The organism is Treponema sp. TIM-1 (assembly GCF_046533115.1).
GTDB lineage: Bacteria > Spirochaetota > Spirochaetia > Treponematales > Breznakiellaceae > JAIRMO01.
In genome coordinates, this window is record NZ_JAJQRC010000001.1 from 293,656 (window position 1) to 307,758 (window position 14,103).

Consider the following 14,103-nt stretch of genomic DNA (forward strand, 5'->3'; position numbering starts at 1 on the left):
GTTTCCGGAAACTCCTTTAACCCCTCACCTTAAAAGGACTCACGGAATCTTCCAGGTCCCGCACCCCCGTCCTGGCGTGTTCCGCCGCCTGAACCACCAATTCCGAATTGGCGCCCAGCGCCCCGGCGCCTTCCTCGCACCGGGATACCTTGTCGTCCACACTCCGGCTCAACTCCGTAAGGTCCCGGCACGCTTCTACCGCGCTGGCCGCGCTGTTCTTCATCGCCGCCGCCCCGCTTTCCACATCCCGCGTTATGGCGTTAAGAACGTTAATGGTCTCCAATAACTGCCGGGAGCCGCCGTCCTGTTCTCCGACAGCGTTTTTCAAATCCCCGGAGAGCTTCTCCACCTGATGAATCAGATCGATCATACCGTCAAAGGACTGCTCCACATGGGAGGAGGATTCGGCGATTTCCTTGATCCGTTTCTGTACCGATAACAACGCTTCCCCGGAACTTTTTGCCTGCTGCGCGGTGGTTTCCGCCAGTTTGCGAATCTCCTGGGCCACCACGGCAAAGCCCTTCCCCGTTTCCCCCGCGTGGGCCGCCTCTATCGCCGCGTTCATCGAAAGCAGGTTTGTCTGCGTCGCCACATCGGAAATAACCTTGTTCATTTCCGCCAGGGCCTGGGATTCCTGTTCCACCAGCCTTGTGGCCGCCGCCGTTTCGGAAAGCCGCCGCTTTTCCTCAAGGGAAGAACGAACCAGTTCCTGAATATGGTTGTTGGTACTCACCATGTTGTTTTCTATGGAATGTATGCTCGCCGCCAATTCCTCTACCGCCGAGGAGGCCCCCCCGATTTGCCCGCTCTGTTCCCGGATCTTTCCGTCCAGGCGTTCTATTTCATCCATCACCTGGGTTACCGATGATTCGTTTCGGATGATGGACTCGTTTTCCCGGATGATATCCGTCCGTATCGATGCTACCGCATCTTTTACCGCGGAAACCGTTTCCTGTGTCACGGAAATTGACCGGGAAAGGTCGTCCGCCACGCTGCCGATTCGCCGGGAAGAGTCCTTGATCCTTTTTACGAGGGCGCTGATCCCTTCGGCAAACTGGTTAAACCCCGTGGAAAGGGCGGAAGCCTCCCGAGAGGCATAGTCCGGAGGCGCGGCGGTCAAATCTCCCCCGGCGATAACATTAAAGGAACTTACCAGATGCTTAAAGGGAGCCGTCAGGGCACGGCTGAAAATCAGGGCGGCCACACTGGCAATGAGGGCCAACATCAACACGATAAGGATCACCATCCGCAGAAGCCGGGCAGAGGCGTCACGGAGGGAAACCAAAGACCCTTCGGAAACCAGAAACCACCTGGTTCCCGGCACCGGAGCGGAACAGACAAACATATCCCCATAAAAAGAAACCCGCACATCCGCCGATAGAATGTTATCCTTCTCAAGGGCGTATCCGGATTCCTCAAAATAATTTTTTGCCATCACATAATCCGCATGGGGGTGGACAATAAAGGTTCCCTCCCCGTCAATCAGATAGGTGTTTCCATCCTCCGTGATTTTCCGGGAACCCACAATATCCCGCAGTTTATCCAGCAGCACATCCGCGGCGGTAACTCCGATGATCTCCCCCGCGGGGTTTCTGGATGTCCGGGCAAGGCTAATGATGATGCCGCCGGTGGACGAATCAAGAAAAGGTTCGGTCATAATGGTGGTATCCGGATTTTGCAAGGCCATAATAAACCAGGGGCGTATGGTCTGATCCCAGTCGGAAGGGGGCGTCCATCCACTGCCGTCCACAAAGTAGCCGTCCGGCCGGGTCTGGGATACCAGGGTGGCAAAATACAGATCTATGGCGTCAGGATTGTCCCGTAATATGTTTGAAAAAATGTCAAACATCAGTTCGCGGCCGGGAATAGCATGGGCCGCGGCCGCGGTATGGCTGGTCATGGCAAGAGACGGAGAAAGGGCATGCTGTATATCCGCATTGAGATACCGCATGGTTATCTCCGCCGTGGAACGGAGATTCTCCTCGGTAATTCTGTTGATATTGGACATAAAAACGGCTGAAAGAACAATGGAGATAAGAATCACCGGAATCAAACACAATACCAAGATCTGAAAAGCCAGGGATGCGTGTTTCTTTGTCATGGACAGCTCTCCTTTGCAACAATGACTGAAACCATCATAACAGGAAAGGAGAAAATGTACCAGACAGAACAAAAGTATGTATATCGGCCTTTGCCGTCATGCGTTCAAGAAAAAGGCATTGCCGCGGCGAATTTCCCGCTCTTTGCCTTTTGTTGTTCCTGCCACATCCGGGCGTAGATTCCGTCCCCCGCCGCAAGTTCGTCGTGGGCGCCCTGTTCCGCCACCCGGCCTTCTTCCAGCACGATGATCCGGTCCGCGTTTTTTACCGACTGGAGCCGGTGGGCGATGACCACCAGGGTTTTGTTCGCCACCAGGCGGGACAGGGCCGCCTGAATTAAAATCTCATTTTCCGGGTCCAGGCTGGCGGTGGCCTCGTCCAGTAAGATGACGGGAGCGTCTTTCAAAATGGCCCGGGCGATGGACACCGCTGTTTCTCGCCCCCGGAAAGGGTGCTGCCCCCCTCCCCCACTACGGTGTCGTAACCCCCGGGGAGGCGGCTGATAAAGTTGTGGCAGTGGGCGGCTTTGGCGGCGGCTTCAATTTCTTCCCGGCTGGCTTCCGGGCGGCCCAGGGCGATATTGGCGGTAATCGTATCGTGGAAAAGGTACACGTCCTGAAATACCACGGATATTTGGGAGAGGAGCCCTTCGCCGGTCATGTCTTTGATGGGGACGCCGCCTATGGAAATGGTTCCGCTGTCCGTGTCCCAGAAGCGGGCGATAAGCCGTGTCATGGTGGACTTGCCTGAACCAGACGGACCCACCAGAACGGTCATGCCGCCCGGCTTCATCTCGCAGGAAACATCGAACAGAACCTGCTTTTGGTTGTAGACAAAATTCACCCGGTCAAAATGGATCGTGTAATCGTTGTTGGAGCGGGGGTCGCCGGTTCGCTCAGGGGCTTTTCGTCCATCACTTCCTGAATACGCCGGGCGGAAACGGTTATGTAGAGCATCTCGCTGATAAAAACAAAGGCCATGAGCAGGGGATCGCAGATCCGCATACACACCACGAGGAACATGATGAGGACTTCCGCGGAAAGGTTCTGTCCGGGAACTTGCCCTAAAAGAAACCAGGTTCCCAGGACCATCACCGCGGGCAGGGCGGCGTGGAGTATGGCCCCGGCCAGCCCCGCAACGGGCCCGATCAGGGCTTCCTGCCGTATGCTTATCCGCTTTAAGTTGTCCGCCGCCTCCCGGAAGTTTTGAAACTTGCCGCCCCCCATGTTAAAAGCCTTAATCGGCTTGATACCCCCTATGTACTCCAGCATCTGGGAGTTGGCCTCGTTGATCGCCGCGTGGTGTTTTTTCCCGATGTGGTTTATCGCGTACCAGCCCAGCAGGGTCAGGGGCACCGAGATCAGCACCACCGCGGCGATGATCAGGGCAAGCCGCCAGTCGATAAAGCAGAGGGCCCCGATACCGATGAGCGGATTACCGTATCGGCCGGCAGTGAAGGTCTTCGGGGTGTTTTTGGGGAGGACCCCGGTGGAGGAGCCGAAATCCACCATGGCGTAGAAGGGCTGGTAGTTGTAGTTTGCTGTCCTCGCTTAAGAGGCGCATACCCGATACTTCTACTATTTTGATTATCCGGTTTGACTATCTGAGGTAAGCCAACTCCTGTACATTATCGGCGGCGGGAACGATAAGTTCTCCTCTGGCCTCCCGTTCCCGTGCTTCCTGTATCATCTTTGCTGTCGTGGTACAACCGAAACGGCTGACCCCTACGGCCCGGACCGCCAAGGCATCGTCAAGCTGCCGGACCCCGCCGGCGGCCTTTACCTGCATACCGGGCGGGGTATGGGCCCGCATGATCCTAAGGTCGGCGATCCTCGCCCCATAGGGGGCGTAACCCGTGGCAGTCTTGGTAAAATCCACTTTGGCGGCCACCGCAAGTTCGCAGGCTTTCTTTATCTGCTCCGCTGTAAGATAGGCGTTTTCAAAGATAACCTTTACCAGGGCCCCGGCCCGGTGGGCTTCCGCGCTGACCGCCTGAATATCATCCTGCACCAGATTATAATCACCGGAAAGGAAGCGGCCTATATTCATCACCATATCTACCTCGCCGCAGCCCTGTTCGATGGCCCGCCTGGTTTCCAGAACCTTTATTTCCGTCAGGCTGCTCCCATGGGGAAAGCCGATGACGGTGGTGGTAATTATCCCCGAATCCTTCAGGGTACCATAGGCCAGGGAGACATCACAGGGTTTTACACATACGGTGATGCACTTATATTCCATCGCGAGATGGCAGCCCGCCTCTACTTCCTGCCGGGTAAATTTCGGGTTGAGTAAGGAATGGTCGATCATCTTTGCAATGTCCAAAGCGGTAATGGTATTCATGGCGACTCCTGGGTAATATTTTCAAGAATATCGATAAGGGTGCTTATCTCGTCCCGGCGGTACAAGGTTTTATCCCCCATCCGGATGCGGTTCAGAAACAGACCCAACTCCTCATAGAAGATACCTGTGGGGGGAAGGTTGATCCCCGTGGAAACCTTGATCTTCTCCTCAATGTCGAATTCCTCTGGCGGACCCTCATCCTTATATGCGATAAGCTTATTACCATCGTATATTACCAGGGCCTTTTCAAAATACACCCGCCAGGAAGCGGTAAAGGGTATATCTGCATTGTACCAGGCCGCCTCAGCACAGACATTGAGGCCTTGATAACGGTAAAGGAAACGGTAATATTCCCGGTAGCCGATCCCCTCACGGCCGCCGGAAAAGACCTCGCAGCTTTCCGGCTTTCCAAAGAGGCTTATGATGAGGTCCAAATCGTGGATGTGGAGATCAAAGGGGAGGAGGCCACTTTTTTTCTTGTCGAAGATCCAGCCGCCGGCGGCCCATTGGGGACAGGCAGAGAGACGCAGGAAAACCGCGTCCAGGGCCTTGCCAAAACGGCAGTCCTCCACCATGGCATGAAGCACCTGGGAAGCGGGCTGAAACTGTACCACATGGCCCACAAAAAGAGGTACCCCCTTCTGTTCCGCCAGGCCGTACATCTCCCGGACATGGGCGCCGCTAAAGGCCAGGGGCTTTTCACAGATCACCGGGAGGCCCCGTCCCAGGGCCTCCATGACGCAGTCCCGGTGAAGAAAGGAGGGAACACAGATGTCCACCACATCGACGGTCTCGGCCTTGAGCAGAGACTCCAGATCTTCATAACAGGGGATACCCTTGGCCTTCGCCCGATCCCGTCCTGCTTCCGAGGGATCGCAGATCGCCGCCACTTCGCAGTCCTCCAGGTGTTGATAGGTAGCAAGATGTACCTGCCCTATGCCGCCCAGACCGACCAATCCAATCTTAAGTATTCCGGTCTTCATCAGGATAACTGCAGAGACCAGTGGTTCTGGCGATTTTGGCTGAACGGGGACTTTCAGGCAAACCATTCAGGAGCCATTCCTGGGCTATGGTGTCCGCTTTCTTCTCATCATTGGTTCCGGTATACCGGGTTTTGATAATTTTTTGGATAATAGCATCCATATGGTAGGGTAACATTATCTATGTCCATCTAACTCCTTATACCTCAAGGAATTAGCCTGCATTGGGGAGTGGAGGATTCGAACCTTCGAAGGCTGAGCCAACAGATTTACAGTCTGCCCCATTTGACCACTCTGGAAACTCCCCCAATTATAAACAATACGCCGTCCACTTAAACTAGCCATCTCCCGGAGTTGAACCGGGGACCTCGAGATTACAAGTCACGCGCTCTAGCCGGCTGAGCTAAGATGGCGTAAGTTCTTATATATGGGAGATATCCATGGATATATACCCATATAATGCTTTTATAAATACACTAAAAAATACCTAATGTCAAGGGAAAAAGGTGTTTTTTTGTCATGCCCGGTCCGGTCTAAGGATTTCGGCGCCGTTTCGGTATACGTGGCAAGGCCGGGCGGCCGGGGACAAATAACCATGGATAAGGACCCGGATAGTCCGTTCCAATCCCCCCCGGACAACTGCCTCCTGGAGGGCAAAAAGGGCTAAGTCCGCGGCCCGGCCGGAAAAACGGAGGGCGGCAGCGGGGTTTTTCGCGTCGATATCCCCGGTGACGGAAAAGATAACCGATACAATATCCGCTTCCCCCAGGTTATTTTTTGACAATAACTCATCATAAAGAGCCGAAACCTGCCGGATGATATCATCTTCCTCATTTTTACATTGGGTCGCCCCCCGAAGGGCAAAAAGCCGCCTTTCTCCCGTCATATACCGTTACCCCCGGAAATTACCACAATAAAGGTCGCCAATGCGGCTATGACCGCGCCAAAGGCTCCCATGCCAATATACCCCCCTATCCCCCAGAAAAACCGGTAATTTCTCCGGCGAAAAATAAACCAGAGGTCTAAGAGGATGCCGTAAATCGAACCTACCGCGAGAGAAAAACCCATTATTATGGCCAAACGGAGCATTATATACTGGGTAGTATCCATAAACCCCTGAATTGTCCCTATCCCGTATAAAAATACCGTAAAAATACACATGGTAAAAAAAAAGAAAACCGTCCGTTTGACCAAAATCGCGAGGATAGGTTTCTTTTTGGGTCGGGAAATACCCATCCCCAAACTCCTTTTTTCCAAAGCCTTTCCCAAAACCAACCGGATATTGGGGAAAGGCTCCGATTACTCCAGAAAATATTCCTGGGTTGTTGTTTTTAATATCATTTTAGCGTATCATATTATATATTATACCGAAAGGTTCCAGGAAAAGACCATGAAAAAATTATTGATAGTGCTGTTTTTTATTATTATCCTGGGGGCAGGAGCGTTCTTTTTGGGCTGGGCCCAATTAACAGTCCCGCCGGGTACTTATGGGGTAATGCGTTCCAAAACCCATGGGGTAGATTCGGAATTGATTCAAGAGGGTAAATTCCGCTGGGTCTGGTATAAATTAATACCGACCAATGTAGTTATCAGTAATTATTCCCTTAAACAGATCAATGTTTCCATTCAGTTTGAAGGGACGCTGCCATCGGCCTCAACCTATACGTCCCTATCGGGCCTTACGGCGGATTTTTCCTACCAATTGAGCGGTTCCCTTTCCTGTACCCTTAAGCCCGATGCCCTTCCCTCCCTCATAGCCGCTAAAAATATTACGGACGAAGACGATTTACGGGCCTATGAAAATAGCGTTGCGGAAGAATTGAAGAATTTTGTTATACAACGGCTCAGTTCCTATGCGAAAGAGGAAGAAAAGGTTGAGGAACTTTTGGGATTTGAATCCACGGACCGCCTGAAAAAAGATATAGCCGAGGCTTTTCCGGATTTGGATAATCTGTCCTGCTCCATTTATGCGGTCCATTTGCCGGATATAACCCTCTATCGTTCTATCCAGGCCTTGTCAAAGGATTACCTGGAACGGCAGCGTTATCTTCTACAGCCGGAAATAAACGTCCTGGCGGATAAGCACCTTGATTCCCTCCTGCGGTTCGACGAACTGACCAGGTACGGTGAATTACTCACCAAATATCCGGTATTACTGCAGTACCTCGCCATTGAAAACGACTAAGGTGGTATCCCGCAAAATCACCAGTATCCCCCCCTGTGGAGGAGAAAATCGCCGGGGAGATACTGATGGAGAAACATGAAATTCTGGTTTCCTACGGGGATGACCCGTATGTTATGACCTGCCATATCGCGGAGGCGGCAGGTTTGGCGGAACTTATCGGCGATAAAAAAAAGCGGGTGGGACTCAAACCGAACCTGGTGGTTTCCCGCCCGGCGGATGAAGGGGCCACCACCCATCCGGAGATTGCCGCGGGGCTTATCGCCTATTTAAAAGAAAAGGGCTTTCAAAACCTCGTGATCCTGGAAGGCTCCTGGGTGGGGGATAGGACTGCCGATGCCTTCGGCCTCTGCGGTTACCGAAAGCTCGCTCAAGAAACCGGGGTGGAACTTATCGACACCCAAAAAGATCCCTTCAATGCGTATGACTGCCGGGGTATGAAAATTGAAATTTGTGATAGCGCCCGGGCGGTGGATTTTATGATCAACCTTCCGGTGATGAAGGGCCACTGCCAAACCCTGCTGACCTGTGCCCTCAAAAACAACAAGGGAATCATGCCGGACCGGGAAAAACGGCGCTTCCACAGCCTGGGGCTCCACAAGCCTATCGCCCATCTCAATACCGTGGCCCGGAACGACTTTATCCTGGTGGATGGGATCTGCGGGGATCTTGATTTTGAGGAAGGGGGGAACCCCGTACCCGCGGGACGGATCTTCGCCGCCCGGGACCCGGTACTCTGCGATGCCTGGGCGGCGGAACAGATGGGCTACCGGGTGGAAGATATCCCCTATATAGGACTGGCGGAAAAACTCGGGGTTGGATCCGGCGATCTGAAAAAGGTCCTGATCCGGGAACTCTCCTCCCCTGACGCGTCCCGGTCCCTTGCGGCCGCCACCGGCCTTCCCCGTCCCGGCGGCAAGGTCCGCGGGCTCACCCCCTTTATTCAGGAGGACGCGGCGTGCAGCGCCTGTTACGCGGGCCTTATTTTCGCCCTTTCCCGGATGCGGCGGGAAGAACTGGCGCGGATCCGGGAAAAAATTGCCATAGGCCAGGGTTTCCGGGGGAAAAAGGGAAATATCGGAATAGGGCGCTGTACCGCGGGTTTTAACGCCTCCTGTCCCGGCTGCCCTCCCTCGGGGGCGGCGGCATTGTCCTTTTTGCGGGGTCTTGGTTGATCTGATCGGAGGGGGCGTAGCAGCATGGCAAAATCCGGTGCCAAGAGAACCAATGTCCTCCGCCTCCTGGATGCCGCGGGAATTCAGTATACGATAAGGGAGTACCCCGTGGATGAGTCCGACCTATCGGCCCTTCATGCCGCGGAAAAACTGGGAATGCCCCCGGAACGGGTTTTCAAGACCCTGGTTTTACAGGGAAGTTCCGGGGTGTATTGGGTATGTTGTATCCCCGCCGGGGAAGAATTGGATCTGAAAAAAACCGCCCGGGCTATGAGGGAAAAAAGCGCCGCCCTTATCCCCATAAAAGACCTGGAACCCCTAACCGGTTATATCCGGGGCGGCTGTTCCCCCATCGGCATGAAGAAGAAATTCCCTACCCTCATTGACGAAACCGCGGAACTTTTTGAGACCATCGGCGTCAGCGCCGGGACCCGGGGTATGCAGATTATCCTCAAGCCCGGGGATCTTATCCGGTTTACCGGATCCCTTACGGCGGATCTGACGGGATAGGGACCGGCGGCGGGGACTATTCCATACGGGAAAACTTGTTTTGGGGAAGGACCACCAGGAGCCGGCCTGCGGTTACTTTTATGGAAAAAAGCCCTTCCTGGGCGATATTACTGATACCGAAAAAACCCGGAGCCCAGGGTTGATCATCCAAGGGCCACCGCAGGCCCCGGCTTTCCACTTTCCAGGGACCGGCGCCCAGGGGAAAAACCGACACCAGGCTTCCCGGGGGAAGTTCCTGGGATAAAGTCCCGGCAACGGCGCGGATGTCCTCTTCCGCGGTGATCCAACGGACGGGGCTTGGGTCCCGTTCAAAAAGGGAACGGATGGCAAAAAGATGATCGATCCTCCCCCCTCCCCCGCCTAAAAGCCAGGTTTCGTCACAGCCCTTGTCCCAAAGGAGCCGCAGGGCCAGTTCCGTATCGGTATAGTCCTTGTCTTCCGGATACCGGAGGATCCGGCCCGCAGGATATTTTTTTAAACGCCCCAGGTCCGTAAGAGAATCCATGTCCCCCACTATCCAGTCGGGATGAATACCCGCATCCTCCGCGGCGATAAGCCCTGAATCGGCGGCAATGATAAGATCCGCCCCCCGGCTTAACCTGCGGCACTGCCCTGCCCCGGGCCCCAACCCTCCGATAAAGACGATACCCCGCAACGATCCTCCCTTTCCCTGAGAAATTAATTATAGTATAGTGCTTAACCATGGGCAATCCGTTTATTCATCCCATCCTTAAAGAGGTGGCCGCCGTATTTAGGGGGCGGGGAAAAAAGGTATATCTCGTGGGCGGAGCGGTTCGGGATCTGTTCCGCCATCACCGGGCCCAGGATTGGGATCTTGCCACCGATGCCCTACCCGAGGAAGTTATGACCATGTTCCGGCGGGTCATTCCTACGGGAATAAGCCACGGGACCGTTACCGTACACTATAAGGGACGTTCCCTGGAGATTACCACCTTCCGTACCGAGTCCGCCTATACCGACGGGCGCCATCCGGATCAGGTCCGGTATGCCGCGGCCATAGAAGAGGATCTGTCCCGCCGGGATTTTACCATGAACGCCCTGGCCTTTGCCCTACCCCAGGGACCGTTGGTGGATCCCTTTGGCGGGAGGGAGGACATCAAAAACCGGATTATCCGCTGTGTAGGATCGGGAGAAGAACGGTTTCGTGAGGATGGACTCAGGCCGCTCCGGGCAGTTCGGTTTGCCGCGCAACTGGGTTTTGAGGTGGAACCCCTCACCCTGGCGGCCATTCCCGGTGCCCTGGGGATCACCGCCCGGGTCGCCCCGGAACGGATCCGGGATGAACTGGACAAAATCATCGCCTCCGGGGAACCCTCCATTGCCTTTTTGCTTATGGAAAAAACCGGGCTCCTGGAACTTTTATTGCCCGAATTGGGATGCTGCCGGGGTATCCTTCAGAAGGGATTTCACCGCTTTGATGTGTTGGACCATTCCCTCCTGGCCTGTGATTATTCCGCCCGGAAAAAGGCCCCCGCCCAGGTACGGCTGGCAAGCCTCTTCCACGATATCGGTAAACCTCCGACCAGAAAAATGGATGAATCGGGAATATGGACCTTCTACCACCATGACCGGGAATCCGCCCTGCTGACCCGGAATATCCTCAGACGGTTCCGTTACCCCCATGCCTTCATAGAAGAGGTGGTTCACCTGGTGGCGGAACATATGTTTTTTTATGAAGAATCCTGGAGTGATGCGGCGGTACGACGGTTCATTATCCGGGTGGGGGAAGATAAAATCCGGGATCTCCTGGAAGTAAGAAGAGCCGATACCTATGCCACCGCCGGAATAGAACCCGGCGGGGACTTCCTGGTTCCCTTCATCAACCGCATCGATGGGGTATTGGCCCAGGGCCGGGCCTTTACCCTCAAGGACCTGGCGGTATCGGGCAAGGATTTACAGGATATCGGGGTAAAACCGGGGCCCCATATGGGGATAATCCTTCGGGAACTTCTGGAAACGGTAATAGACGACCCGGAACTCAATAACCGGGAAAGACTTTTGGAGATAGCGAAAAACATCAACCGCCGGTATACGCCCTAAAGACCGGTCCTCACGGGAAAAACATTATAAAAACTCAGGCCGGAAAACCTACATTTTCAACTTTTCCACGAGTAAGGCCTTGAATTTTTTAATCTGCTCGGAATCAGGATCCAATACCTGGGCGGCTTCGCAGTCCGCCAATGCCTGGGGATAGTCGCCCAGGTGGTAGTAGGCTTGTCCCCTGCGGTAGAAGCAGAAATTTTGGTAGGGGTTTATCTTGAGGGCGAGGGTAAAATCGTCAATAGCCGCGGCATATTGCTGTTCCACCGATCTGACCACTCCCCGGTAATAGGCGGCCTTATAAGATTTAGGGTCCAGTTCCAATGATCGGGAAAAATCTTCGACGGCGTCTTCATAATAGGATTGGGCAAAATTCGCCATCCCCCGGTGTTTATAGATAAGGGCGGCAATAAAATTATTGGGTTTCATTTCCAGAATACGGCTGTAGAACCGTATCGCATCATCAAATTTATTTTTATTATGGGCATAGAGGGCATTGAGGAGCAGATCATCAATGGATGCCTTTTCGGCCGGTAAAGATTCCATCCGGTATTCTTTTTCTTCTTCCACCTGCTGTTCTTCGCTGAATAAACGGTTGTCAATGGATTCCTCAATTTTTTTAAAAAAAGAACCCCGCCGTTTCTCCAATTCCTCGTTGAGCTGCCGTTGATAGTTTCTGATCTCCTGAAAAGTGATATCCGCCAGGGCGAGACTGGCATTAACCGCCGCCAATTTACGCTTCATCGGTTCGTCAAAGGGGGTAAATTCGGCCTTATATACCAGTTCATGTTCCACCTCCGCCCAGGCCTCTTGAAGAATGGTACGGATCTGGATCTCCACCACCTCTACTCCGCAAAATCCCCGTTCCTCCAGGATCGTATCGGGAACAGTTATCAATAAATGGGTGGATTCATATCCGAATTCTTTGAAGGTATAGTCGGCGCCCTTACGATCCACCTCAATCACATCGAACTTCTTTTTGATAACTTCCTCTACTATGGGGATATCATCGATAAACGGACATACGATCCGGATTCCGATCAAATCGGTAATCAGGGGCGGATCCTTAGAATGGGCATTTTCTTTGAGAAGTTTTATATATTTTTTATAATAACTGGAAAAATCTTTGATCCGTCCCTTAACGGTAGGACGGGACGGCAGGCGGAAGACCGCTTCTTCGATGAGATCCTCCAGATCCTTGGAAACCATGGCCCGAATTTCTTGGTGTTTTTCATAAATCCCCTGTAAGCTATTTCTATCAGGTAATCCGGTATTATTCATTGCCCTATTCCTAGCCGAAGTATTAAAAGCCCTGATTCGTTGCGAAGGGTACATACCCAAGAACCCGCTCACGCGGGGGAGCCTTGGGGCGGAACTAAGGGTATGTACCCTGAGTCAAATACCTTATGAGAACAACATACCCCGACCGCTTGCGGTGGGGGTGTTGATTACAAAAAAAACTGTCCAAAAAATCAAAGTGATTTTTTGGACAGTTACCTCCGTTTCAAATCCGGTGGGATTTGAAACTAACCTGGGAAAAAGCACCTAAACCAGTCATTACGTCAGATCGCTCTTCCACTTTATAAAAGCTTTCCCAAAACCTGAAGTTTCGGGAAAGCCTCTCCGGTTCAAAATTTGACCGTTTGAAACAACCCTACCCTATTCGTTGTTTGTTGGGGTAGGAGTAAAGGTACTCTCGGTCGCTTGTTTCTGAGATTCCAGATACCGCAGTACCTGCTCATGCCCAAAACGCTCCATTTCCCATACCTTTTTGGCGGTTTCCCGTTCTTTGATGATGTTCCATAGGGCTTCATCATCAATATCCCGTTCGGTATCAAGCACCGCTTTATCGTAGATGATCTTAACATCCTTAAAGTAACCGATAAAATCCCCGCCTTCCTTAGCGCCGTCCCGCTGGATAAGGAAACCGCCGAATTTTACAAAGGGAGTCGATTGGGGATAGAGGGGATACAAGCGTAATTCCCGGTTTCGAACTTCGGTAATATAGCCGGGATTATCCCACCGGAGCTCTCCCCAGCCGTCATAGTTTAAGTAACCCATAAACACCGTCTGGCTGTTTCCCTGGGCATCAATAAGAATGGCGGACACGGAATGGGGGAAATTAAGACCATAGGCATTAACCGCTACGGATTTAATGGTCCCCACATTTTTTACGACCCCATAACCATCTTCAAAACGGCTTGGACCGGTAATCCCGTCTCCTTCCGCCGCCTGGACATTACCATCATCGTCAACTTCCGCTTGGGGTTCAAAGGCCGGAATATCAAAGGGTGGCTTTATAATGGCCCAGGAATTCCAATTTTCCACGGGAAAATGGATCCGGACGCCCATCACCGTACCCCACTGCTTGGAAGGGGCTTCCTGAGTATAGCTACTGACCTGATTCCCCACCGTACGGGAGGAGGACGCAAGTACCACATCCCAATTGGTTATGGCAAGGGAGGTTTTCATCACCGATTTTTGTTCGGTAGTGAAACTGCCGCCGGCGACATTGGCATAATCCATCGCGGTCGCACGGTTTTGAGTTGGTTGATTATCCTGATTGGCAACGATATCCGCCGTGAGTTTAGAGAAGTCAATTAATATGGCTTCTTCGGCAAATAAAGATCCCACGATAAACAACGCGATGGCGACAAGAATGAAAATCCGTTTCATTCAAAGCTCCTTTAATTCATAGAATTCCGTAATCTTAATAATAAAAGTATACGAGAAATGTTTAATTTGTCAACGCTTTT

General features: G+C 52.9%; 16 protein-coding genes and 2 tRNA genes. 4 read left to right on the forward strand and 14 right to left on the reverse strand.

Translation table 11 applies throughout. From position 1 onward, the window contains the following. Positions 1–16: 16 nt before the first annotated feature. From LQZ21_RS01335 to LQZ21_RS01385, 11 genes are all read right to left on the reverse strand, one after another. Positions 17–2,101, reverse strand: a complete 2,085-nt coding sequence (locus LQZ21_RS01335) for a methyl-accepting chemotaxis protein (RefSeq protein WP_411042328.1) — start codon at positions 2,099–2,101, stop codon at positions 17–19. 104 nt (positions 2,102–2,205) lie between these two features. Next, complete coding sequence (locus LQZ21_RS01340) at positions 2,206–2,526, reverse strand: hypothetical protein (RefSeq protein WP_411042330.1); 321 nt, start codon at positions 2,524–2,526, stop codon at positions 2,206–2,208. After that, a complete protein-coding gene (locus LQZ21_RS01345) occupies positions 2,502–2,942 on the reverse strand; it encodes an ATP-binding cassette domain-containing protein (protein WP_411042332.1) in 441 nt (146 codons plus the stop codon). Before LQZ21_RS01345 ends, LQZ21_RS01340 begins: the two co-directional genes overlap by 25 nt. Then, on the reverse strand, positions 2,939–3,610 hold the full coding sequence (locus tag LQZ21_RS01350) for an ABC transporter transmembrane domain-containing protein (protein ID WP_411042334.1): 672 nt from the start codon (positions 3,608–3,610) through the stop codon (positions 2,939–2,941). Before LQZ21_RS01350 ends, LQZ21_RS01345 begins: the two co-directional genes overlap by 4 nt. Positions 3,611–3,698: 88 nt before the next feature. Continuing rightward, entirely contained in the window at positions 3,699–4,439 is a 741-nt protein-coding gene (deoC, locus tag LQZ21_RS01355; protein WP_411042336.1) for a deoxyribose-phosphate aldolase, read from the reverse strand. Further along, complete coding sequence (locus tag LQZ21_RS01360) at positions 4,436–5,422, reverse strand: Gfo/Idh/MocA family protein (RefSeq protein WP_411042338.1); 987 nt, start codon at positions 5,420–5,422, stop codon at positions 4,436–4,438. The genes deoC and LQZ21_RS01360 overlap by 4 nt, the downstream gene beginning before the upstream one ends. Further along, positions 5,403–5,582: a hypothetical protein gene (locus LQZ21_RS01365; RefSeq protein WP_411042340.1), complete on the reverse strand. Its 180-nt coding sequence runs from the start codon at positions 5,580–5,582 to the stop codon at positions 5,403–5,405. Before LQZ21_RS01365 ends, LQZ21_RS01360 begins: the two co-directional genes overlap by 20 nt. A 62-nt stretch (positions 5,583–5,644) precedes the next feature. Further along, positions 5,645–5,726, reverse strand: a tRNA-Tyr gene (locus LQZ21_RS01370). A gap of 32 nt (positions 5,727–5,758) precedes the next feature. After that, a tRNA-Thr gene (locus LQZ21_RS01375) sits at positions 5,759–5,832 on the reverse strand. Between the two features lie 104 nt (positions 5,833–5,936). Next, a complete protein-coding gene (gene aroH, locus LQZ21_RS01380) occupies positions 5,937–6,305 on the reverse strand; it encodes a chorismate mutase (RefSeq protein ID WP_411042341.1) in 369 nt (122 codons plus the stop codon). After that, positions 6,302–6,655 carry a hypothetical protein gene (locus LQZ21_RS01385; RefSeq protein WP_411042342.1) on the reverse strand — a complete coding sequence of 118 codons (354 nt, stop codon included), beginning with the start codon at positions 6,653–6,655 and terminating at the stop codon, positions 6,302–6,304. The genes aroH and LQZ21_RS01385 overlap by 4 nt, the downstream gene beginning before the upstream one ends. A gap of 154 nt (positions 6,656–6,809) precedes the next feature. On the opposite strand from LQZ21_RS01385, the gene LQZ21_RS01390 reads away from it, so the two are divergent. The 3 genes from LQZ21_RS01390 (at position 6,810) to ybaK (ending at position 9,286) form a co-directional block, all read left to right on the forward strand. Then, entirely contained in the window at positions 6,810–7,604 is a 795-nt protein-coding gene (locus tag LQZ21_RS01390; RefSeq protein ID WP_411042343.1) for a hypothetical protein, read from the forward strand. 65 nt (positions 7,605–7,669) lie between these two features. Then, entirely contained in the window at positions 7,670–8,776 is a 1,107-nt protein-coding gene (locus LQZ21_RS01395) for a DUF362 domain-containing protein (protein WP_411042344.1), read from the forward strand. A gap of 24 nt (positions 8,777–8,800) precedes the next feature. Continuing rightward, positions 8,801–9,286 carry a Cys-tRNA(Pro) deacylase gene (gene ybaK, locus LQZ21_RS01400; protein WP_411042345.1) on the forward strand — a complete coding sequence of 162 codons (486 nt, stop codon included), beginning with the start codon at positions 8,801–8,803 and terminating at the stop codon, positions 9,284–9,286. A gap of 16 nt (positions 9,287–9,302) precedes the next feature. Here the strand turns inward: ybaK and LQZ21_RS01405 are convergent, their stop codons facing one another. Continuing rightward, positions 9,303–9,941: a thiamine diphosphokinase gene (locus LQZ21_RS01405; RefSeq protein WP_411042346.1), complete on the reverse strand. Its 639-nt coding sequence runs from the start codon at positions 9,939–9,941 to the stop codon at positions 9,303–9,305. 47 nt (positions 9,942–9,988) lie between these two features. Here LQZ21_RS01405 and LQZ21_RS01410 point away from each other — a divergent pair, with 47 nt between their 5' ends. After that, entirely contained in the window at positions 9,989–11,347 is a 1,359-nt protein-coding gene (locus tag LQZ21_RS01410; RefSeq protein WP_411042347.1) for a CCA tRNA nucleotidyltransferase, read from the forward strand. 48 nt (positions 11,348–11,395) lie between these two features. Here the strand turns inward: LQZ21_RS01410 and LQZ21_RS01415 are convergent, their stop codons facing one another. Together LQZ21_RS01415 and LQZ21_RS01420 are read right to left on the reverse strand one after the other, a co-directional pair. After that, positions 11,396–12,628 carry a tetratricopeptide repeat protein gene (locus LQZ21_RS01415; RefSeq protein WP_411042348.1) on the reverse strand — a complete coding sequence of 411 codons (1,233 nt, stop codon included), beginning with the start codon at positions 12,626–12,628 and terminating at the stop codon, positions 11,396–11,398. Between the two features lie 378 nt (positions 12,629–13,006). Beyond that, a complete protein-coding gene (locus tag LQZ21_RS01420) occupies positions 13,007–14,023 on the reverse strand; it encodes a flagellar filament outer layer protein FlaA (RefSeq protein WP_411042349.1) in 1,017 nt (338 codons plus the stop codon). Positions 14,024–14,103 lie beyond the last annotated feature (80 nt).